The organism is Pseudomonas sp. Tri1, assembly GCF_017968885.1.
Taxonomy (GTDB): Bacteria; Pseudomonadota; Gammaproteobacteria; order Pseudomonadales; family Pseudomonadaceae; genus Aquipseudomonas.
Genome location: NZ_CP072913.1, coordinates 5,964,578 through 5,984,992, shown reverse-complemented (window position 1 = coordinate 5,984,992; position 20,415 = coordinate 5,964,578). Strand labels below are relative to the sequence as shown.

Below are 20,415 nucleotides of genomic sequence, written 5' to 3'. Positions count from 1 at the left end.
GGCGATGAACTTGCCGGCCCGTTATTGATCAGTTCCTTACCGATCCCGTGTGAAGGAGCCTCGTGTTTTGTCTCGATTGAGCACTGTATTGCTGCTGTTCTTGCTGGCGATGAGCGGCACCAGCGCCTACGGGACCGCTGCTGTCCCTGGCACCTCCAAGCCCGACGAACCGCCCGCCGAACCCGCGCCGCTGGTACAGGGCGGCTTGCTGGGGGCAATCAGCTCGAGCATCGATGACGTCCAGGACAAACTCGACCTCAACCAGAGCCTGGTGGACGCCTGGCGCTTGCGGGCGGATCGGGCGGCGGATGAGGTGGACCGGCTGGTGGACCAGACGTCCCGCTCGTCCTGGCGAGTGGCGGGGGATTTCCTGTTGCTTTCCGGCGTCTGGCTGGGGAGTTTTGCACTGATCTGGGCGGGTGCACGCCTGTTGGTGCGGCACCTGGGCAAAGGCCGCTGGCTGCGCACCCGCCAGCGTTTGCGGGATCTGCTGGGCTATCTGCTGCCCTACACCGTACCGGCCCTGGTCTGCCTGCCGCTGACCCTGTACGTCAGTCACTTCCTGCAGGTCTCGGTCGGTCGCGCCCTGGCGTTGTGTTTTGCCTACGCCACCAGCAGCGGTATTTTTTCCACGTCGGTGTTGCTCTGCGTGATCGTGATGTTCAACGCCGGCCACAAGCGCCGGGCGGTGGCGATGATCCGGCGCTTGAGCCCTCGGCCGCTGTTCATGATCGGTTTTCTCGCCGCCCTCAGCGATGCCCTGACCAGCCCGCAGATCGCCCGGCAACTGGGCGGCAACATCACCAGCAGCATCGCGGTGTTCACCGGTTTGTTCGCCTCGATGATCTTTGCCTGGCTGGTGATTCGCATGCGCAGGCCAGTGGCGCACCTGATCCGCAACCGCCCGCTGGCCCAGCGCCTGAAGCAACCGGCCCTGCAAGAGTCGCTGCGGATTTTTTCCGGGCTCTGGTACTGGCCGATCCTGTTGATGGTGCTGGTCTCGGCGGTGAGCCTGATCGGCGTCGGTGAGGACAACCAGAAGGCCCTGCGTTGCGCGATATTCACGACCATCCTATTGATCGCGATGGTGTTTCTGAGCACGGTGTTCCAGCACGTCTTCAAGTCGCCCAAGGTCGAGGTTATCCAGCGCAACAGCGCGTACAAGGGCCGTTTGCTGAGCCTGTTGCATGCGTTGCTGCGGATCATCATGGCGGTCGCATTCATTGAGATCCTCGGGCGGATCTGGGGGATTTCGCTGTTCGAATTCGCTTCACGCAATGCGGTGGGAAGGGCAATCAGTGATTCCTTGAGCCGCATCGGCCTGATATTCCTGGTGACCTGGCTGATGTGGGTGGTGCTCGACACGGCGATCCAGGAAGCCTTGAAACCACCGCTGAACAAACGCGGCGCACGCCAGCCCAGCACCCGGATCAAGACCATTCTGCCGCTGCTGCGCAACGCGGCGAAAATCATCCTGGTGGTGATCTGCGCGATCACCACCATGGCCAACCTGGGCATCAACGTCGCACCGTTGCTGGCCGGTGCCGGGGTGGTGGGGTTGGCGATCGGTTTTGGTTCGCAGCAACTGGTGCAGGACGTGATCACCGGGCTGTTCATCATCATCGAGGACACGCTGTCGATCGGCGACTGGGTGGTGCTCGATTCCGGTCACGCTGGCACGGTCGAGGGCTTGACCATCCGTACCTTGCGCCTGCGCGACGGCAAGGGGTTCGTACATTCGGTGCCATTCGGCCAGATCAAGGCGGTGACTAACCAATCCCGGCAATTTGCCTTTGCGTTTTTCTCTGTGCAATTCACTTACGACACCGATGTGGAGCAGGCCATCGAGCTGATCCGCGAAGCCGGGCGTTCGATCGCCGAAGACCCGTTCCTCAAGTTCAACCTGCAAGGGCCGCTGGATGTGTTCGGCGTAGACAAGATGGACCTCAACGGCGTGGTGCTCACGGCGCAGTTCCGCACGGTGTCGGGCGGGCAGTACGCGGTGAGTCGGGCGTTCAACCAGCGCTTGAAGAAACTTGTGGATAACGATCCGGCGGTGCATTTCGCGCAGACTTATCCACAGCAGGTGGTGATGCCGCGGCGGTTGGTGGAGGAGTCGAAAGAAGAGGGCGAGGAGGTGCCCAATCAACCTCAGTAGTTGAGGAGGTTTTGTGGTGGGCTGATGGCCTCATCGCGAGCAAGCTCGCTCCCACTGTGGACCGAGTTCCTTCAGAAAGAATGCGATCAAATGTGGGAGCGAGCTTGCTCGCGATGGGGCCGGGCCAAACACCCTCAATTTTTCTGAATGAGCTTACTCTTCACCTCAGCCATCCCCTGCCCATCCAACTCCACCCACAGATGCTGCTTGCCAGCAACCTGCGCCGCAACCGGCAACCCATCGCGATACACCAGCCGATTGCTCGCCAGCGCCGGCACCTTCGCCCCCGGTAGCAGGGTGCCGGCCAGGTTCAGCGGGTCGACGCCACATACCGCGACCAAGCTGCCGTCGCTGGGGCGGCGACGTACTTCGCGTAGCAACGGGATGGCTTCGGGCAGGGCGAATTGCTCGCCCGCCAGCCCACTGACGAAACGCCCTCCACGGATTTCGCCCCGTGCTTCCAGGCGATGAAAGGTCCGCAGCAACTCGCGCCAGCTCGGCAACCAATCGGCTTCCCGTTCCAGCAAACGCCAGAACACCACGCCGTAACGGCGTAGCAGGGTCATGGCGATGTGTTCCAGCGTCTCTGGCGCTGTGGGCGCGGGGCGGTTGCCTTCTTGAGGCGCAGGTGCACTGCGGCGCAACAGGGCCCAGCGCCCGGCGTCGTCCATGCCGCCGACAAACGCGCCGCGCCCACGCCGGCTGCTGCGGGCCTGGCGTTTACTGGCGGGAGTGATCAGCGCGCGCAGTCCGGCGAAGCTGTCGGCGTTCACCAACCCAGCGCCCACCAGTTCCTGCAAGGCAATTTCCAATTCGCTGCGCAGCAGATGGGCCTCATGCAGCAGTTCATCAAAAAACAGCGCGCCGTGTTCGCTGAGGGCCTGATGGACTTTTTGCGTTTTGAGGGACAATTCGCTGGGGAGTGTTTGTTCGGCCAGGCTGCTCCACAGCGTCAGCTGACTGCGCGGCAGCAACACAATCGGCGTGCTGCGCAGGGCGCTGGCAGAGGCTTTCTGGCGGGCGCTCAGGCGCGTCCACACCAGTTTGCCGTTGCGGCACAGCTCATCGAGCCAGCTCGGCGCATAGTCTTTTATCCGCGCCGGCAGCAGGTCACTGTCCCAAGCCGAGGCAGCCGCCGGGTAGCCCTCGAACTGGCTGATGATCGATGGCAGTACGGCGCTCCCGCGGCCCTGGGTGGACGGCGACAGATGCTGCCAGTCGAACAGGAAGCGCATGAAGTCCTGCAACATCACCGGCTCGATTTCCCGGCGCAGGCGCTTGACCGTGTAGCGATGGATACGCGCCAGCAAATGCCGCTCGCACCATTCCTCCTGGCCGATGCCCGGCGTGAACCGGCCACGCAATACGTAGCCTTGCTGCTCCAGGTGCGCCAGGGCCAGGGTGACTTGCGGGGTCGACAACCCCAGCGGATAGGCGATGGCCTTCAACGGCAGAGGGCCAAAAGCGCTGAGCCGGGCGCGAAGGACTTCCACAACGGCTTCGTCACTGTCCCAGGCTTCATCGAAACCAGCCAAGGGCGTCAATGCGGGTTGCCATTGGGCCTGTGGATAAACCGCTTGCAGGCACGTCAGCCGTTCCAGCGCCACCCACAGTCCGCGTTCGGCGCTGATCTGCACATGGCTGGCGCGACCGCGTTCGGCCAGGGTCTGCAACCACTCCAGCCACGACGGATGGGCGCTGGCTTCGCTGTCGGCGATGCAGGCCAGGCTCATCAGCGCTTCGTGCATTTCATCGAGATTGGCCGGCGTTGGCCAGGCTTCATTCCTCACTGACTCGATGGCCTCGGCGTCCAGCGCGCCAAGGTCGTCGGTGGACTGTGGATCGCTCCAGCGCCGGTTGATCACCGCCTGGGTCCGCCGTTCCTCCAGCGGTGCGTCGTCGAGGAAGGTGTAGGGCCGGGCGCTGAGGATTTCCGCCGCCAGGGGCGAGGGCGCCGGCAGGTCGCGGCTGATCAGGCGAACCTCGCCGGCTTCCATGCGCCGCAACAGCGTCAGCCAGCCTTCGCTGTCCATGGCTTCGTGCAGGCAATCGTCGAGGGTCTGTTCCACCAGCGGGTGGTCGGGGATCTCGCGCTCGCCGGCCAGGTTCTCCAAGCAGGCGATTTGATCCGGGAATACGCTGGCGATCAGGTCTTCGCTTTTCATCCGCTGGATCTGCGGGGCGACTTTGCGCCCGCCGCTGTAGCGCGGCAAGGCCAGGGCCACGCCGGCATTCCAGCGCCAGCGCACGCCGAACAGCGGCGCATCCAGCACAGCCTGGATCAGGATCTGCTCGGCGCTATGGCTGTTGAGGTAGCGCCAGACCTCGTCCAACTCGAAGCTGTGGCTGGTGGACAGCGACAGCACGATGGCGTCTTCGCTGGCGGCGGCCTGCAATTCGAAATTGAAGGTGCGGCAGAAGCGCTTGCGCAAGGCCAGGCCCCAGGCGCGGTTGATACGGCTGCCAAAGGGCGTGTGGATGATCAGTTGCGTGCCGCCGGACTCGTCGAAAAACCGCTCCATCAGCAACGTGTCCTGGGACGGCAGCGCGCCGAAGGCCAGGCGCGCCGGAGCCAGGTAATCCACCAGTTGCTCAGCGCTGGCCAGGTTCAGTTGCAAGGTGCCGGTGAGCCAGTCGAGGGCCGGTTGCAGATTGCCCGGCGTGGCGCCGAGTAATACGTCCAGCTGGGCTTGCAGGCGGGCGACGGCCAGGGACAATTCGGCGCTGCGCCCCGGGGCTTCACCGAGCCAGAACGGGATGGTCGGCGGCTGGCCCTGGGCGTCCTCGACCCGCACGCGCCCGGTTTCGACGCGAATGATGCGGTAGGACGTATTGCCCAACTGGAACACGTCGCCGGCAATGCTCTCCACTGCGAAATCTTCGTTGACGCTGCCAATGTTCAGCCCTTGGGGTTCGAGCAGCACGCTGTAGTCAGCGTTGTCCGGGATGGTGCCGCCGCTGGTCACGGCGGTCAGCTTGCTGCCCCGGCGCCCGCGCAAGGTGCGGGTGACGGCATCGCGGTGCAGGTAGGCGCTGCGCACGCCCTGGCGACCGTTGAGGCCTTCGGCGAGCATCTGCAGCAGGGCCTGATAGTGATCGTCGTCCAGTTCGGCGTAGGGCGAGGCGCGGCGCAAGGTCTCCAGCAGCGCCTGTTCCTGCCATTCCTGGCAACTGACCTCGGCGACGATCTGTTGGGCCAGCACATCCAGTGGCGCCTTGGGGATGTGCAATATGTCCAGCTCGCCACGGCGCACGCAATCGAGCAGGGCGGCGCATTCGATCAAGTCGTCACGACTGGTGGCGAACAACCGTCCCTTGGGTGTACCGCCCACCTGGTGCCCGGAGCGACCCACTCGTTGCAGGAACGCCGAGATCGAACGGGGCGAGGCGATCTGGCACACCAGGTCGACATCGCCGATATCGATGCCCAGCTCCAGGGACGCGGTGGCGATCAACACCTGCAATTGGCCGCGCTTGAGGCGTTGTTCGGCGTCGAGGCGAAACTCCTTGGCCAGGCTGCCATGGTGGGCGGCCACGGCGTCCTTGCCCAGGCGCTCGCTCAGATGACGGCTCAGGCGTTCGGCCAGGCGCCGGGTGTTGACGAACACCAGCGTGGTGCGGTGTTCCCGGGCCAGCTCGGCGAGGCGGTTGTAGACCAGCTCCCAGACGTCATTGGCCATCACCGCCGAGAGCGGCACGGGCGGCACCTCGATGTCCAGGTCCCGGGGGCGGGCGTGGCCGATATCGACGATTTCACAGGGCCGCCCCTGGCCCACGAGAAAACGTGACACGGCTTCGATGGGTTTTTGCGTGGCGGACAGGCCGATGCGCATCAGCGGTTCGGCGCACAGGGCTTGCAGGCGTTCCAGGCTCAAGGCCAAGTGACTGCCGCGTTTGCTGGCGGCGATGGCGTGGATTTCGTCGACGATCACCGTGCGCGTGCTGGCGAGCATTTGCCGGCCGGAATCGGAGCCGAGCAGCACGTAGAGCGACTCTGGTGTGGTCACCAGGATGTGCGGCGCGCTCTTGCGCATCGCCGTGCGTTCCTTCTGCGGCGTGTCACCGGTGCGTACGGCGGTGGTGATACACAGGGGCGGCAGGTCCATTTGTCGCAATTGTTCGGTGATGCCGGCCAGTGGGTTTTGCAGGTTGATCTGAATATCGTTGCTCAATGCCTTGAGCGGCGAAACATAGACCACCAGGGTCTGGTCCGGCAGGCCGCCTTGTTCCAGGCCGCGGTGCACCAGGTCATCGAGCACGGCGAGAAACGCCGTCAAAGTCTTGCCCGAACCGGTGGGCGCCGCCACCAGGGTCGAACGGCGCTGGCCGATCAACGGCCACGCCCGGGCCTGGGCGGCCGTCACCGCTGGGAAAGTCTGGCTGAACCAGGCGCGAACGGCGGGGTGAAAGCCTGCCATGGCGTGGTTGGCTGCAAGGGGCAGATTCATGGGGCAGTTATGCGGGTGGGAGGGGGAAGATGCAAGTACCGTCAGGAATCTCCATCGTCTGTTCGGGCCCTATCGCGAGCTCGCTCCCCACAGGGGGGCCTTTATGAGCGCAAAATCTGTGGCCACAACCAGTCAAATGTGGGAGCGAGCTTGCTCGCGATAGCGGCCTCGAGGTGCACGCAAATGCCAGATCTGCACTTTACGGATGACGGTTGCGCACTAAACCCGCAAAATGCAACGATCCCGGTGACGCCTGCGGGCGTTGTCGACCAAATTCTTGTGCCAACAGACTGGGCCTGCTGACTTTATGCGAATGCGCCTTATGTTACTGGGCGGCGGAAATGCCCTTGGGCAGGCGCTGATTCGCCTCGGTGCAGAAGAAGACATCGGTTTTCTTGCCCCCCGCCCACCCGAAGACGGTTGGGATGCCGCGAGCCTGACTCAGTTGCTCGACGACACCCGTCCGGACGCCTTGATCAACCTGGCGTACTACTTCGACTGGTTTCAGGCCGAGGCCGTCAGCGAGCAGCGCCTGGCCGGCCAGGAGCGCGCCGTCGAGCGCCTGGCCGAGCTGTGCCAGCATCACAATATCGTCTTGCTGCAACCGTCCAGCTACCGGGTGTTCGACGGTTCCCGCGCCACGGCCTATAGCGAAAAGGACGAGCCTGTACCCTTGGGCCTGCGTGGCCAGGCGTTGTGGCGAATCGAGCAAAGCGTGCGTGCCACCTGTCCGCAACATGTGTTGTTGCGTTTCGGCTGGCTGTTGGACGACAGCGCCGACGGCATCCTCGGACGTTTCCTGGCCCGGGCTGAACAGCCTGAGGAGTTGCTGCTGGCCGACGACCGTCGCGGCAATCCGACGCCCGTGGACGATGCGGCGCGGGTGATTATCTCGGTGCTCAAGCAACTCGATTGCGCGGCGCCGCTGTGGGGCACCTATCATTACGCCGGGCACGAGGCGACCACGCCGCTGGCGCTGGGCCAGGCGATCCTCACCGAAGCCCGCGCCCTGCATCCTTTGGCAATCGAGTCGCCCACCGCCCAAGCCCACGCCGCACGTCCGGACGCCGCGGAAGAACCACAGCACGCGGTACTGGCCTGCAAGAAAATTCTGCACACTTTCGGGATCAAGCCCCGCGCCTGGCGCGCGGCACTCCCGGGCTTACTGGATAGGTTTTATCGTCATGGCTGAAGGCCCTGTTTTAATCACTGGCGGCGCGGGTTTCATTGGTTCGCACCTGACCGACGCCTTGCTCGCCAAGGGACATTCGGTGCGTATCCTCGATGACCTGTCCACCGGCAAGCGCAGCAACCTGCCGCTGGACAACCCCGCCGTCGAACTGATCGAAGGCGATGTCGCCGATGCCGCGCTGGTGGCCCGGGCCATGGCCGGTTGCAGCGCCGTGGCGCACCTGGCAGCAGTGGCCTCGGTGCAAGCGTCGGTGGACGACCCGGTGCGCACCCACCAGAGCAACTTCATCGGCACCCTGAACGTCTGCGAGGCCATGCGCCAGGCCGGTGTGAAACGGGTGCTGTTCGCCTCCAGCGCTGCGGTCTATGGCAACAACGGCGAAGGCGAGTCCATCGACGAGGAAACGCCCAAGGCCCCGCTCACGCCGTATGCCTCGGACAAGCTGGCCAGCGAGTTCTACCTGGATTTCTATCGCCGCCAGCATGCCCTGGAACCGGTGGTGTTCCGCTTCTTCAACATTTATGGTCCGCGCCAGGATCCGTCCTCGCCGTATTCCGGGGTCATCAGCATCTTCAGCGAACGGGCGCAGAAAGGCCTGCCGATCACCGTGTTCGGCGACGGCGAGCAGACCCGGGACTTTGTCTACGTCGAAGATTTGGTGGACTTGCTGGTGCAGGCCATCGAGAAGCCTGAGGTGGAAGTCGGGGCGGTGAACGTCGGCTGGAACCAGGCCACGACCCTCAAGCAGATGCTCCAGGCCCTGGCCGCCGTGGTGGGCGATCTGCCGCCGATCAGCTACGCCCCGGCGCGTTCCGGCGACATCCGCCATTCCCGGGCCGACAACCATCGGCTGTTGCAGCGCTTCAGCTTTCCCCAGCAAACACCGATGAGCGTGGGGCTGGCGCGTTTGTTGGGGCGCTGAGTTTCCCAGCCACCACAAACCTGTGGGAGCGAGCTTGCTCGCGATAGCGGTAGGTCAGTCAACATCATTGCTGGCTGATCCACCGTCATCGCGAGCAAGCTCGCTCCCACAGGTGTTTTCGTATCTTTAAGCTTGGGTCAGAACTTGTAACCCAACCCCACCATGTAGATCCACGGATCCACATCGACATTCACCTTGGCCCGGGTCCCGCCAGCCACGGCGTTGTTGTCCACATAGGCGGTGGTGTCGATGTCGATATAGCGAATCTGGCCGTTGATCATGATGTTGTCGGTCAGCATGTAGTCGGCGCCCACTTGCCACGCCATGCCCCAGCTGTTGCTCGCGCGAAAGTTGCTGAAGCCGTTGGCGCTGGCTTCGCTGCCGACGTGTTCGTCGTAGATCCAGGTGTAGTTGATGCCGGCACCGACATACGGCTGGAACGCCGACTTGGCGTCGAGCGGGTAGTAGACCAGGCTCAAGGTTGGCGGCAGGTGCTTGAGGGTGCCGAGCTTGTTATTGGCCGCGCCCAGGGCGGTGCCTTTGATTTTCACGTCATGTTCGAACGGCGAGGCCGCCAGCAACTCGATCCCCAGGTTGTTGGTGATCATGTAGGCGAAGTTCAGGCCCAGTTGCGTGTCACTGCTCATGGTCGCCTTGCCGCCCAGGTCGGTGCCGGCCAGTGGACCTCGGTCAACCTTGACGCTGGAGCTGTCGGCTTCCGGATTGACGGTGATAGCACCGGCGCGAACGATAATATCGCCGGCTGTGTGGGCCTGGGCGAGTGGGGCGGCGAGCGCGAGGGCAACGAGGGAAGCGCTGAGCAAGGACTTGTTCATGAGGGCTCCAGAGGGCATCGAAATTTGATGTCTCATGATATGAAGCCGTCTGGTCCGGTCTTTTGACACAGCTCAATGAGTCAGGGGGTGTTTAATTGACTCAGCTCAATAAAAGCGCTGATGAGAAAATTTGAGGGAACCATTGCGTGAAAGCCAGCTCCCACATTGAATCGAGTTTCTTCAGAAGGAATACCGATCCAACTGTGGGAGTGAGCTTGCTCGCGATAGCGACCTCAAAAACCACATATCACCACCAGATTCACTCCGGCAGCTCATACACATAAATCTTCTGCGCCTCCATTTGATACCCGGCATCGGCCAGTTCACTGGTGGAAGGCTTGACCTGCATCGGCCCTTCAACCCAGTAGGGCTGGTACAGCTCATCGAGCTTGACCCCGACTTCGCTTTTCACATGCACGATCTGGTTCGACGGCGGTGGCGGCACGTGGATGCAGGCGCCGAAGTAGGGCACCAGCAAAAAGTCCGTGGTGCGGCCTTCTTCGCTGACTTCCAGCGGCACGATGTAGCCCGGCAGGCGGATCTGCTGGCCGTCGAGGGCCTTGACCACCGGGGCGTTGGGCAAATCCTGCTTGGCCGCCGGGGCGGATTCGGCGGCCAACGCGTCGCTCATCTTCGACAAGTCATGCAGCGGGGTCATGTTCGGCACTTCCGGCGGCGCATCCGGCGGGATCATTTCCGACCAGGCCAGGTCCCTCGGCTCGGCTGCCCACAGCGGCAGGGCGACCATCATCAACAGCGCAAGCAGGGCGCGGGGCATTTTCAAGGTCCTCATAAACGGATCGACAGGCCATCGGCCAACGATTGGCGATAGGCGCGCCAGGCCGGCACGCTGCCCATCAGCAGGGCGGCGACCAGGATGCCAGCCATCAGCGTCCATTCATATTCGCTCGGCCAGCTCAGCGGCAGGTACAAACCATAGGCTGACTGCACGTAACCCTGGGCGGCAGCGATGCCGATGTACAGCAACGCCAGCCCGGCGGTGACTCCGGCCAGGGCCAGGGCAAAGGCTTCGAGCACCAGCAGCGTCGCAATGTGCCACGGCCGGGCGCCCACCGAACGCAGGATCGCCATTTCCCGGCGGCGTTCGTTGAGGCTGGTGAGGATCGCCGTCAGCATGCCGATCAACCCGGTCAGCACCACGAACAATGAAATCACGAACAGGGCTTTTTCCGCCGTGCCCATCAGGCTCCACAACTCTTGCAGGGCCACGCCGGGCAGGATCGCCAGCAATGGCTCGCCGCGGAACTCGTTGATCTCGCGTTGCAAGGCAAAGGTGGAGATCTTGCTGTTGAGGCCGAGCATGAACGCGGTGATCGCCTGGGGCGTGAGGTCCATGTTGCGCGCCTGGTCGGCGCTGATGCGGCCGTTGCCCTGGGCCGGCACGCCGTTCTTCCAGTCGATGTGGATCGCTTCCATGCCACCGAGGCTGATGTGCAGCGTGCGGTCCACCGGGGTGCCGGTGCGTTTGAGAATGCCGACCACGGTGAAGGGTTTGTCGTCGTGCTTGACCAGGCTGACCGCCGCCACGCCGTGGGCCAGCACCAGTTTGTCGCCGAGCTTGTAATGCAGTGCCTCGGCCACTTCGGCGCCGAGCACCACTTCGAAAGGATCGGTGGCGAAGGCCCGGCCATCGGCCAGTTCCAGGTGTTGCTGGCGACCGTACTGGTAGTGTTCGAAGTAGGCCTCGGTGGTGCCCATCACTCGATAACCGCGATGGGAATCGCCGAGGGACATCGGGATCGCCCACTTCACTTTCGGGTTGCTGGCGAAGTGTTCGAAGCTGTCCCAGCGGATGTTGTTGGTGGCGTTGCCGATGCGAAACACCGAATACAGCAGCAGGTTTACCGAACCGGAGCGGGCGCCGACGATCAGGTCGGTGCCGCTGATGGTGCTGGCAAAACTGGCCCGCGCCTCGGTGCGCACCCGCTCCACTGCCAGCAACAGACAGACAGACAGGGCGATGGCAAACGCAGTGAGGATCGCGGTGAAGCGGCGGTTCGCCAGGCTGGCCATGGCTAGACGGAACAAATACATCTCAGACCTCGAGTGGCGTGGCGGCGCGATTGAGATCGGCCAGCGAGAGGTTGCGGTCGAACAGCGGCGCCAGGCTCTGGTCGTGGCTGACGAACAACAGGCTCGACCCGGCCTCGCGGCATTCGGCGAACAACAACCGCAGGAAGTTTTCCCGGGCATCGTAGTCCAGGGCCGAAGTCGGTTCGTCGGCGATCACCAACTCCGGTTGGCCGATCAGCGCCCGTGCGGCGGCGACCCGTTGTTGCTGGCCGATGGACAGCGAGTCGGCGCGGCGCTCCAGCAGGCTTGGATCGGTCAGCCCCAGGTGCGCCAGTAGCGTGGCGGCGGCTTGATCGACGCTGCCGTGGCGCTGGAGCGCCCGTTGCGCCCGCAGCTTGGAAAAGTGGCAGGGCAGCTCGACGTTCTCACGTACCGAGAGAAACGGCAGCAAATTGAATTGCTGGAAGATGTAGCCGGTGTGGTCCACGCGAAAGCGGTCGCGGCTGCCAGCACCCAGCTCGGTGAGTTCCTGGCCGAGCAGGCGAATGCTGCCACGGTCTGGCATCTGCACTCCGCCCAACAGCCCCAGCAGCGTGGTCTTGCCGCTGCCGCTCGGCCCCTTGAGGAACAAGGTTTCGCCAGCCTCCAGGCGAAACGCCGGGATATCCAGCAACGGCGGATGCCCGGGCCAGCTGAAGCCCAGGTCGGAGAGTTCGATGAGTGCTTGGGTCATGTTTGCTGACTTCAAGGTAATGGATCGTTGTTGCCCACATATTCTGTATTCACAGTCGATCAACCGTGGGCGCGAGCTTGCTCGCGGTAGCGATGTGTCAGGCGACATAAGTACTGGATGTGCCGACCTCATCGCGAGCAAGCTCGTTCCCACATTGGATCTCTGCTGCTCACGCATTTGCATTCACAACAGATCAACCGCGGGAGCCGCAGTAATAACTCAGAACTTCAGGGTAGGCACCTTGGCCGTCACTTCCACGCCTTGCTGGCCGCTCGGGCTGATCAGTTGTACCTGAATTTTCTGGGTGGCCGGGAAGGTTTTGAACAGTGTTGCCAGGTCCAGGTTCTTCAATGCACCCGGGGCGGCGCAGGTGAACTGGTAATGGGCATGGATTTCACTGTGCTCGTGGTGTTCGTCGCCGTCGGTGTCTTCATCGTGGTCTTCGTGGTCTGGCTCATCGCCGAACAGTGGGCTCTCCAGTTCCTGCTGGGCCACGGTGCATTTGGCCGCGGCGGGCAGGTTGAACAGTGCCAACGGTTTGTCCAGCTGCGCCCGTACGGCGGCGACCTTGGCTTTGTCGGCGTCACTGGTGGCGGCATGTTCGAAGCCCACCAGGTTCATCGCCGGGCTTTCCAGTTCCAACTCCAGGGTCTGGCCGTCCAGTGCCGCATTCAGCCGCCCGACCCCATGTTCGTGGGCGCCGAGGCTGCCGTGCTCGTGGTCATGATCGTGTTCGACCGCCGCATGAGCGACAGCCAATGGCAGCAGGGCGAACGGCAGGGCAAGAAGCAGACGACGCATGACGAGTCTCCAGGAAGTACAAGTTGTGTTATGTAATCTTATAACGAAAGTGCGCAGAGTTTGACCGTCTGCTTGGCGTCGCGCAAGGCCCATGGGAGCATGCGTACATGAAATATTCAGGAGCACAGTGATGTTGCGGATACGCGGAACCGTCGGCGATTGGCCGGTGGACTTGTCGATCGAAATGGATGAAGGCGACTGGGCGCAGCTTGGCGCGCAGTTACAAGTGGCCAAGGCCGAGGGCGTGGCGGCACCGGTGGGCAAACCGGCGAATCAGGACGATGCCCTGTGGCAGATCTCCAAGGAACTGCTGCGCAAGGCCGGGCAGTTGAGCGGTCCGGACCTGCTGGAACAGCTTGAAGGCCTGAGCGGCAGTGCGTCGGCAGGCAAGCGCCTGTTGGTGCGCTTGCGCCATAGCGCCGAGGTCAAGGTGTTGAGCGGCGGCGATACGCCGCTCTATAGCTGGGTCGGGCCAAAGGCTTAATACAGCGCGGCGAACAGCTTGCGGCGATAGGTCGTCACCAGCGGGTGATCGTTGCCCAGCAATTCGAACACTTGCAGCAAGGTCTTGTGGGGCAGGCCTTCGCTGTAGCTGCGGTTACGCACGAACAGCTTGAGCAACGCGTCGAGGGCCGCTTCGTACTGCTGGCGCGCCAGTTGCTGGATCGCCAGTTGATACACCGCTTCATCGTCCTGCGGGTCTTTGGCCAGGCGGGCCTTGAGGTCGGCGGCGTCCGGCAGGTGCTTGGCCAGGCCGAGGAACTGGATTTGCGCCTTGGCACCGGCGAGGGCGGCCTTGTGCTCGTCGCTTTTCACCGCATTGAGCACTGTCTGCGCTTCGTCCAGTTCGCCGCGTTCGGTCAGGCAGCGGGCATACAGGATCAGGGCCTTGGCGTTGGTGTTGTCTTCACCCAGCAGCACCTTGAGCACCGCTTCGGCGTCGGCGAAACGACCGTCGTCGAACAACGCCTGGGCTTGTTCGAACGGATCGGCAGCGGCTGGAGGGGGCATCTGCACATGGGGCTCGAGCATCGTGCGCACGGCCGATTCCGGCTGGGCTCCGGCAAAACCGTCGACCGGCTGGCCGTCCTTGAACAGCACCACGGTGGGCAGGCTGCGGATGCCGAAGCGGGCGACGATGTCTTGCTCGATGTCGCAGTTGACCTTGGCCAGCAGCAGCTCACCCTGGTAGCTCTCGGCGATGGTTTGCAGCATCGGCATCAGCGCCTTGCACGGTGCACACCACTCGGCCCAGAAGTCCACCAGCACCGGTTTGTGGAAAGAGTTGGCGATCACCGACTGGTCGAAATCGGCGGTGGTGGCGTCGAAGATGTAGGGGGTGTCCTGGGTCATGGGGAATCTCGTAGAGCGCTTGAATGGGGCAACTATACGGCTTGGTGGGGGTGGCTGAAAGCCGGGAGATCGTGAGAGATGTATTGATTGACGGGGCCTCATCGCGAGCAAGCTCGCTCCCACAGAGGGAGGCGTCTTGCGCAAAATGTCTGAACAACCGACAGCCTTGTGGGAGCGGGCTTGCTCGCGAAGCTTTTATTTAGTCACGGCGCGCGTGGTACAGGCTCACATGCCGAAATTCTTCAGGCTCGGCCAGGTCGGGCAAAGTCATGGCTTCAAGCATTTCGATGCGCCGGTACAGCGGATGCTGGAAATCCCGTACCCGGGAGTCGGCCACCAGGGCCTCGCGACCGCGGCTGAGGAAGTGATCGAGCAGTGGCAGGTTGGCGCGGTCGTAGAGCACATCGGCGACCAGGACCAGATCAAAACGATCGGCCTCGGCAAAGAAGTCCGTCGAATAACCTAGTTCCACACCATTGAGCGCGGCATTGGCCTGGCATGCGGCAATCGCCAACGGGTCCAGGTCGCAGGCCACCACTTCCAGCGCGCCGGCCTTGACCGCCGCGATGCCAGCGACACCAGAGCCGGCACCGAAATCCAACACCCGCTTACCCTCGACCCACTGTGGCTGTTCGGCCAGATAGCGGGCCATCGCCAGGCCGCTGGCCCAGCAGAAACTCCAGTAAGGCGGCTCGTGGAGGATGCGCCGGGTTTCTTCCGGGCTGAAGGCGCGGTCCATGTTGTCGCCGTCGATCAGCCACAGTTTCAAGTCCGTGCCCGGCAGTGGGCAAGCCACCAGGCGTGCGTCGCCCAGCAACTCACCCAACGCGTGTTGTAGGTCTTGCGGTGCATTCATGGCGCTTTGACGAACTGCAGGGCGCCCAGCGCCTGGGTGGTCGGTTGGCTGATGCGTTGTTCCGGCAGGTGCAGGATCAACTGGCCGGACTGGCTGGCACGACCGCGCAGTTCCACACGAGCGCCAACCGGGAAGGCATCGGGGTTGAAGCGCAGGCGGAAGGGCAGGGCCTGGTTGGTACCGATCAGGCTGGAACTGGCGAGCAGTTGCTGTGGACGGTCCTTGTCATCGATCACCAGCAGCGCCAGTTCGACCTCGGCCCCGGCCGGCACGCCTTGCAGGGTGCCGCTCAATTCCCGCTGGTACGCCGGCAGCGGCCCCAGCTCGGCGGCCTGGCGGGCTTTTTCCTGGGCCTGTTTCGGCGCCGGGGCCGGGGCGGGCGCTGCGGGCTTGGGGGCGTCGCTGCTGCACGCCATCAGCAGGCTGAAAAAACTGAGCAAAACGAGCGATCGTAGCGGCATGTGTGGCTCCAGCAAGGTAAATTCCATGGATCTGACGGTAAGCCCGTCTGTATACCGTAAACCCTATGGCTTGTCTTGCCAGTGGGATGCGCTACCATGGCCCTCCCTTTTTTTGTTGCCTGCCACCATGCACTGTCCATTCTGCGGTGCCAACGACACCAAGGTCATCGACTCGCGACTGGTCGCCGAGGGCGAACAGGTCCGCCGCCGTCGCGAATGCCTGGCCTGCGGCGAACGTTTCACGACGTTCGAGACCGCTGAGCTGGTGTTGCCGCGCCTGATCAAAACCGACGGCAGTCGCCAGCCGTTCGACGAAGAAAAACTGCGCGCCGGCATGCAGCGCGCCCTGGAAAAACGCCCAGTGAGCGTCGAGCGCCTGGAAGCGGCGCTGGTGCACATCAAGCACAAGCTGCGGGCAACCGGCGAGCGCGAGGTCAAATCCCTGGTGGTCGGTGAGCTGGTGATGGCCGAGCTGCAAAAGCTCGACGAAGTCGCCTACATCCGTTTTGCCTCGGTGTACCGGCGCTTCCAGGACTTGAACGAGTTCCGCGAAGAAATCGACCGCCTGGCTCGCGAGCCGGTGAAAGAATGAGCATTTCGGCGCAGCAGGCCGTCCTCGACGCCCACTACATGGCCCGTGCCCTGGAGTTGGCGCGGCGCGGTCACTACACCACCCACCCCAATCCCCGGGTTGGTTGTGTGATCGTGCGTGACGGGCAGATTGTCGGCGAAGGCTGGCACATTCGCGCCGGTGAGCCCCATGCCGAAGTCCATGCCCTGCGCGCCGCCGCTGAACTGGCCCGGGGCGCCACGGCCTACGTGACCCTCGAACCTTGCAGCCATCACGGGCGTACACCGCCGTGTGCCGACGCGTTGGTCAACGCCGGCGTGGCGCGGGTGGTGGCGGCGATGCAGGACCCCAACCCGGAAGTGGCCGGTCGTGGTCTGCAACGGCTGGCCCAGGCTGGTATTGCCACTGAAAGCGGCGTGCTGGAAGGAGAGGCACGCCAGCTCAATGAAGGTTTCCTCAAGCGCATGGAACACGGCCTGCCGTTCGTGCGGGTCAAGCTGGCCATGAGCCTCGATGGCCGCACAGCCATGGAAAGCGGCGAAAGCCAGTGGATCACCGGCCCGGCCGCACGCTCGGCGGTGCAACGCCTGCGTGCCCAGGCCAGCGTGGTGCTGACCGGCGCCGATACGGTGCTGGCGGACAACGCCCGGCTGACCGTGCGCGCCGATGAGCTCGGACTGGACCCGGAGCAGACCGCGCTGGTCATGAGCCGTCCGCCACTGCGAGTGCTGGTGGACGGGCGCCTGCGGGTGCCGCTGAACGCGCCGTTCTTCAAGGCTGGCCCGGCGCTGGTCGCTACTTGCATGGCGGTGGAAGAACAGTACGCCAATGGTCCCGAATGCATGATCGTGGCGGGTGATGACGGCCAGGTCGATCTGCGCCGGCTGCTGGTGGAGCTGGCCGGCCGTGACGTCAACGAGGTTCTGGTGGAAGCCGGCCCGCGCCTGGCGGGGGCATTTGCCCGGCAAGGGCTGGTGGACGAATTCCAGATTTTCATCGCCGGCAAGTTCCTCGGCTCTTCGGCGCGGCCATTGCTGGACTGGCCGCTGGCGCAGATGAAAGACGCCCCAGAGCTGAAAATCACTGAAATCCGCGCCGTGGGCGATGACTGGCGAGTCATCGCCGTTCCCGTACCCAAGGCGAGCGTATAATTCCCGGCTTTCGCGCAAGCGGCGGCCTGTTCTCGAGGAGGACTCCATGTTTACCGGCATCATCGAATCCATCGGCAGCATCCGCGCACTCACCCCCAAGGGCGGTGATGTGCGGGTCTACGTCGAAACCGGCAAGCTCGACCTGAGCGACGTCAAGCTGGGCGACAGCATTGCGGTAAACGGCGTATGCCTGACCGCCGTCGAATTGCCAGGCAATGGTTTCCTGGCGGATGTCAGCCGCGAAACCCTCGACTGCACCGCCATGAACGACCTCAAGAGCGGCAGCCCGGTCAACCTGGAAAAAGCCCTCACGCCGACCACCCGCTTGGGCGGCCATCTGGTCAGCGGCCATGTCGACGGCGTCGGCGAAGTGGTCTCGCGCAGCGATAATGCCCGGGCCGTGGAATTTCGCATCCGTGCGCCGAAGGAACTGGCCAAGTACATTGCCCATAAAGGCTCGATCACCGTCGATGGCACCAGTCTGACGGTCAATGCGGTGGATGGCGCCGAGTTCCTGCTGACGATCATTCCCCATACCCTGAGCGAAACCATCATGGCCTCGTATCGGCCGGGGCGTCGGGTCAACCTGGAAGTCGACTTGCTGGCCCGTTACCTGGAACGCCTGCTGTTGGGAGACAAGGCCGCAGAGCCTGGCTCCCCACAAAAGCCGGGTAACATCACTGAAAGCTTTCTGGCCGCCAACGGCTACCTCAAATCCTGACCCAAGGGGGTGCCGCGTGGCGCTCAATAGCATCGAAGAACTGGTTGAAGACATCCGCCAAGGCAAGATGGTCATCCTCATGGATGACGAAGACCGCGAGAACGAAGGCGACCTGATCATGGCCGCCGAGTGCTGCAAGGCCGAACACATCAACTTCATGGCCAAGCACGCCCGTGGCCTGATTTGCATGCCGATGACCCGCGAGCGCTGCGAGCTGCTGAAGTTGCCGCTGATGGCGCCGCGCAACGGCTCCGGTTTCGGCACCAAGTTCACCGTGTCCATCGAGGCCGCCGAAGGCGTGACCACCGGTATCTCCGCCGCTGACCGTGCGCGCACCGTGCAAGCCGCCGCGGCGAAAGACGCCAAGGCCGAAGACATCGTCAGCCCTGGCCACATCTTCCCGCTGATGGCCCAGGCCGGCGGTACCCTGGCCCGCGCTGGCCACACCGAAGCGGCCTGCGACCTGGCGCGCATGGCCGGTTTCGAGCCCAGCGGCGTGATCTGCGAAGTAATGAACGACGACGGCACCATGTCCCGTCGTGCGGAACTCGAAGCGTTCGCCGCCGAACACAACATCAAGATCGGCACCATCGCCGACCTGATCCACTATCGGATGATCCACGAACGTACCGTTCAGCGGATTGCCGAGCAGCCGCTGGACAGTGAGCTGGGCCAGTTCAACCTGGTGACCTACCGCGATTCGGTGGAAGGCGACGTGCACATGGCGCTGACCCTGGGCACGGTGTGCGCCGAAGAACCGACCCTGGTGCGCGTGCACAACATGGACCCGCTGCGTGACCTGCTGATGGTCAAGCAGCCCGGTCGCTGGAGCCTGCGGGCCGCCATGGCTGCAGTGGCCGAGGCGGGCAGCGGCGTGGTGCTGCTGCTCGGGCACCCGCTCGATGGCGACGTGCTGCTGGCGCACATCCGTGAAACCGCCGATCAGACGGCGGTGAAAAAACCGACCACCTACAGCATCGTCGGTGCCGGTTCGCAGATCCTTCGCGACCTGGGTGTGCGTAAAATGCGCCTGATGAGCGCACCGATGAAATTTAATGCGATATCCGGTTTCGATCTGGAAGTTGTAGAATACGTGCCCTCCGAATAATAGCCCGGGATTTTCCGGCCCTGTATTCGTGGCTAATATCACTGAGGAGCGCGTATCGAACGCGCTCTGGCTCTTTAAGAGATCTGACGAATGACCCTGAAGACCATCGAAGGTACCTTCATCGCCCCCAAAGGCCGCTACGCTCTGGTAGTGGGCCGGTTCAACAGCTTCGTGGTTGAGAGCCTGGTCGGCGGTGCGGTCGATGCCCTGGTTCGCCATGGCGTGAGCGAAAGCGACATCACCATCATCCGTGCGCCTGGCGCCTTCGAAATTCCACTGGTTGCGCAGAAAGTCGCTCAAAAGGGCGAATATGCGGCGATCATCGCCTTGGGCGCGGTCATTCGTGGCGGTACTCCGCACTTCGAATACGTGGCCGGCGAATGCACCAAGGGCCTGGCCCAGGTGTCCATGGAGTTCGGCGTGCCAGTCGCCTTTGGCGTGCTGACCGTTGATTCCATCGAGCAAGCCATCGAGCGTTCCGGCACCAAGGCCGGTAACAAAGGTGCCGAAGCTGCCCTGTCCGCCCTGGAAATGGTCAGCCTGCTGGCGCAGTTGGAGGCCAAGTGATTAGCGACGAAAGCGATCGTTTCAACCCGCGCGATCCCAAGCCCGCCGATGCCGGCAAGCCATCCAAGAGCGTCAAGCGCCGCGAAGCCCGTCAGCTCGCGACCCAGGCGCTGTATCAATGGCACATGGCCAAGCAATCGCTGAACGAGATCGAAGCGCAGTTTCGGGTCGACAACGATTTCAGTGATGTCGATGGCGCGTATTTCCGCGAGATCCTCCACGGCGTGCCGGCCCACAAGACCGAGATCGATATCGCCCTGGCCCCTTGCCTGGACCTGACCATCGAAGAGCTGGACCCGGTTGAGCTGGCAGTGTTGCGTCTGTCCACCTGGGAATTGATGCAACGCGTCGACGTACCGTACCGTGTGGTGATCAACGAAGGGATCGAGCTGGCGAAAGTCTTCGGTTCCACCGATGGCCACAAGTTCGTCAACGGCGTGCTCGACAAGTTGGCCCCACGTCTGCGTGAAGCTGAAGTGAAGGCGTTCAAGCGCTGATTGCGC

Annotated in this window: 19 protein-coding genes; 10 read left to right on the top strand and 9 right to left on the bottom strand. The window is 63.3% G+C overall.

Annotated features, from left to right (window positions below; genetic code table 11):
- Nucleotides 1–67 precede the first annotated feature (67 nt).
- Nucleotides 68–2,158 (top strand): mechanosensitive ion channel family protein, encoded by a 2,091-nt coding sequence (locus tag J9870_RS26060; RefSeq protein ID WP_210641348.1) that lies wholly within the window; start codon nucleotides 68–70, stop codon nucleotides 2,156–2,158.
- A gap of 134 nt (nucleotides 2,159–2,292) precedes the next feature.
- Here the strand turns inward: J9870_RS26060 and J9870_RS26055 are convergent, their stop codons facing one another.
- Nucleotides 2,293–6,606: a DEAD/DEAH box helicase gene (locus tag J9870_RS26055; RefSeq protein WP_210641341.1), complete on the bottom strand. Its 4,314-nt coding sequence runs from the start codon at nucleotides 6,604–6,606 to the stop codon at nucleotides 2,293–2,295.
- Between the two features lie 307 nt (nucleotides 6,607–6,913).
- Between J9870_RS26055 and J9870_RS26050 the strand changes: the two genes are divergently transcribed.
- Both J9870_RS26050 and J9870_RS26045 read left to right on the top strand, forming a co-directional pair.
- Nucleotides 6,914–7,798: a sugar nucleotide-binding protein gene (locus J9870_RS26050; RefSeq protein ID WP_210641339.1), complete on the top strand. Its 885-nt coding sequence runs from the start codon at nucleotides 6,914–6,916 to the stop codon at nucleotides 7,796–7,798.
- Nucleotides 7,791–8,720, top strand: a complete 930-nt coding sequence (locus J9870_RS26045; RefSeq protein WP_210641337.1) for an NAD-dependent epimerase/dehydratase family protein — start codon at nucleotides 7,791–7,793, stop codon at nucleotides 8,718–8,720. The genes J9870_RS26050 and J9870_RS26045 overlap by 8 nt, the downstream gene beginning before the upstream one ends.
- A gap of 137 nt (nucleotides 8,721–8,857) precedes the next feature.
- Here the strand turns inward: J9870_RS26045 and J9870_RS26040 are convergent, their stop codons facing one another.
- The 5 genes from J9870_RS26040 to J9870_RS26020 all read right to left on the bottom strand — a co-directional run bounded on the left by J9870_RS26040 (nucleotide 8,858) and on the right by J9870_RS26020 (nucleotide 13,124).
- Nucleotides 8,858–9,556 (bottom strand): OmpW family outer membrane protein, encoded by a 699-nt coding sequence (locus J9870_RS26040; protein ID WP_210641335.1) that lies wholly within the window; start codon nucleotides 9,554–9,556, stop codon nucleotides 8,858–8,860.
- A 259-nt stretch (nucleotides 9,557–9,815) separates the two neighbouring features.
- The gene (locus tag J9870_RS26035) at nucleotides 9,816–10,334 is read right to left on the bottom strand and encodes a DUF3299 domain-containing protein (RefSeq protein WP_025215734.1); all 519 of its coding nucleotides are present in this window, start codon (nucleotides 10,332–10,334) and stop codon (nucleotides 9,816–9,818) included.
- Between the two features lie 11 nt (nucleotides 10,335–10,345).
- A complete protein-coding gene (locus tag J9870_RS26030; protein ID WP_210641333.1) occupies nucleotides 10,346–11,611 on the bottom strand; it encodes an ABC transporter permease in 1,266 nt (421 codons plus the stop codon).
- 1 nt (nucleotide 11,612) lies between these two features.
- Nucleotides 11,613–12,323, bottom strand: a complete 711-nt coding sequence (locus tag J9870_RS26025) for an ABC transporter ATP-binding protein (protein WP_210641331.1) — start codon at nucleotides 12,321–12,323, stop codon at nucleotides 11,613–11,615.
- Nucleotides 12,324–12,542: 219 nt separating this feature from the next.
- The gene (locus J9870_RS26020) at nucleotides 12,543–13,124 is read right to left on the bottom strand and encodes a DUF2796 domain-containing protein (RefSeq protein ID WP_210641329.1); all 582 of its coding nucleotides are present in this window, start codon (nucleotides 13,122–13,124) and stop codon (nucleotides 12,543–12,545) included.
- A 130-nt stretch (nucleotides 13,125–13,254) separates the two neighbouring features.
- Between J9870_RS26020 and J9870_RS26015 the strand changes: the two genes are divergently transcribed.
- Nucleotides 13,255–13,608, top strand: coding sequence for a hypothetical protein (locus J9870_RS26015; protein ID WP_210641327.1), 354 nt, complete (start codon nucleotides 13,255–13,257; stop codon nucleotides 13,606–13,608).
- Here the strand turns inward: J9870_RS26015 and trxA are convergent.
- The 3 genes from trxA to J9870_RS26000 all read right to left on the bottom strand — a co-directional run bounded on the left by trxA (nucleotide 13,605) and on the right by J9870_RS26000 (nucleotide 15,794).
- Nucleotides 13,605–14,477, bottom strand: coding sequence for a thioredoxin (trxA, locus tag J9870_RS26010; RefSeq protein ID WP_210641325.1), 873 nt, complete (start codon nucleotides 14,475–14,477; stop codon nucleotides 13,605–13,607). The genes J9870_RS26015 and trxA overlap by 4 nt on opposite strands.
- 199 nt (nucleotides 14,478–14,676) lie before the next feature.
- Entirely contained in the window at nucleotides 14,677–15,333 is a 657-nt protein-coding gene (locus J9870_RS26005) for a 50S ribosomal protein L11 methyltransferase (RefSeq protein ID WP_210641323.1), read from the bottom strand.
- Entirely contained in the window at nucleotides 15,330–15,794 is a 465-nt protein-coding gene (locus J9870_RS26000) for a YbaY family lipoprotein (protein ID WP_210641321.1), read from the bottom strand. Before J9870_RS26000 ends, J9870_RS26005 begins: the two co-directional genes overlap by 4 nt.
- Before the next feature lie 127 nt (nucleotides 15,795–15,921).
- Between J9870_RS26000 and nrdR the strand changes: the two genes are divergently transcribed.
- The 6 genes from nrdR to nusB all read left to right on the top strand — a co-directional run bounded on the left by nrdR (nucleotide 15,922) and on the right by nusB (nucleotide 20,409).
- Entirely contained in the window at nucleotides 15,922–16,386 is a 465-nt protein-coding gene (nrdR, locus tag J9870_RS25995) for a transcriptional regulator NrdR (RefSeq protein ID WP_013694316.1), read from the top strand.
- Nucleotides 16,383–17,516, top strand: coding sequence for a bifunctional diaminohydroxyphosphoribosylaminopyrimidine deaminase/5-amino-6-(5-phosphoribosylamino)uracil reductase RibD (ribD, locus tag J9870_RS25990; protein ID WP_210641319.1), 1,134 nt, complete (start codon nucleotides 16,383–16,385; stop codon nucleotides 17,514–17,516). Before nrdR ends, ribD begins: the two co-directional genes overlap by 4 nt.
- A gap of 46 nt (nucleotides 17,517–17,562) precedes the next feature.
- The gene (locus J9870_RS25985; RefSeq protein ID WP_210641317.1) at nucleotides 17,563–18,237 is read left to right on the top strand and encodes a riboflavin synthase; all 675 of its coding nucleotides are present in this window, start codon (nucleotides 17,563–17,565) and stop codon (nucleotides 18,235–18,237) included.
- A 16-nt stretch (nucleotides 18,238–18,253) separates the two neighbouring features.
- Nucleotides 18,254–19,345 (top strand): bifunctional 3,4-dihydroxy-2-butanone-4-phosphate synthase/GTP cyclohydrolase II, encoded by a 1,092-nt coding sequence (gene ribBA / locus J9870_RS25980; protein ID WP_134926015.1) that lies wholly within the window; start codon nucleotides 18,254–18,256, stop codon nucleotides 19,343–19,345.
- Between the two features lie 90 nt (nucleotides 19,346–19,435).
- Entirely contained in the window at nucleotides 19,436–19,912 is a 477-nt protein-coding gene (ribE, locus tag J9870_RS25975; protein ID WP_003206025.1) for a 6,7-dimethyl-8-ribityllumazine synthase, read from the top strand.
- On the top strand, nucleotides 19,909–20,409 hold the full coding sequence (nusB, locus tag J9870_RS25970) for a transcription antitermination factor NusB (RefSeq protein WP_047229742.1): 501 nt from the start codon (nucleotides 19,909–19,911) through the stop codon (nucleotides 20,407–20,409). Before ribE ends, nusB begins: the two co-directional genes overlap by 4 nt.
- Nucleotides 20,410–20,415 lie beyond the last annotated feature (6 nt).

Excerpts from the sequence above, each read along its gene's own strand:
- J9870_RS26055 (WP_210641341.1), bottom strand. The coding sequence starts at position 6,606 with ATGAATCTGCCCCTTGCAGCCAACCACGCCATGGCAGGCTTTCACCCC.
- J9870_RS26050 (WP_210641339.1), top strand. The coding sequence starts at position 6,914 with ATGCGAATGCGCCTTATGTTACTGGGCGGCGGAAATGCCCTTGGGCAG.
- J9870_RS26045 (WP_210641337.1), top strand. The coding sequence starts at position 7,791 with ATGGCTGAAGGCCCTGTTTTAATCACTGGCGGCGCGGGTTTCATTGGT.
- J9870_RS26040 (WP_210641335.1), bottom strand. The coding sequence starts at position 9,556 with ATGAACAAGTCCTTGCTCAGCGCTTCCCTCGTTGCCCTCGCGCTCGCC.
- J9870_RS26035 (WP_025215734.1), bottom strand. The coding sequence starts at position 10,334 with ATGCCCCGCGCCCTGCTTGCGCTGTTGATGATGGTCGCCCTGCCGCTG.
- J9870_RS26030 (WP_210641333.1), bottom strand. The coding sequence starts at position 11,611 with ATGTATTTGTTCCGTCTAGCCATGGCCAGCCTGGCGAACCGCCGCTTC.
- J9870_RS26025 (WP_210641331.1), bottom strand. The coding sequence starts at position 12,323 with ATGACCCAAGCACTCATCGAACTCTCCGACCTGGGCTTCAGCTGGCCC.
- J9870_RS26020 (WP_210641329.1), bottom strand. The coding sequence starts at position 13,124 with ATGCGTCGTCTGCTTCTTGCCCTGCCGTTCGCCCTGCTGCCATTGGCT.
- J9870_RS26015 (WP_210641327.1), top strand. The coding sequence starts at position 13,255 with ATGTTGCGGATACGCGGAACCGTCGGCGATTGGCCGGTGGACTTGTCG.
- trxA (WP_210641325.1), bottom strand. The coding sequence starts at position 14,477 with ATGACCCAGGACACCCCCTACATCTTCGACGCCACCACCGCCGATTTC.
- J9870_RS26005 (WP_210641323.1), bottom strand. The coding sequence starts at position 15,333 with ATGAATGCACCGCAAGACCTACAACACGCGTTGGGTGAGTTGCTGGGC.
- J9870_RS26000 (WP_210641321.1), bottom strand. The coding sequence starts at position 15,794 with ATGCCGCTACGATCGCTCGTTTTGCTCAGTTTTTTCAGCCTGCTGATG.
- nrdR (WP_013694316.1), top strand. The coding sequence starts at position 15,922 with ATGCACTGTCCATTCTGCGGTGCCAACGACACCAAGGTCATCGACTCG.
- ribD (WP_210641319.1), top strand. The coding sequence starts at position 16,383 with ATGAGCATTTCGGCGCAGCAGGCCGTCCTCGACGCCCACTACATGGCC.
- J9870_RS25985 (WP_210641317.1), top strand. The coding sequence starts at position 17,563 with ATGTTTACCGGCATCATCGAATCCATCGGCAGCATCCGCGCACTCACC.
- ribE (WP_003206025.1), top strand. The coding sequence starts at position 19,436 with ATGACCCTGAAGACCATCGAAGGTACCTTCATCGCCCCCAAAGGCCGC.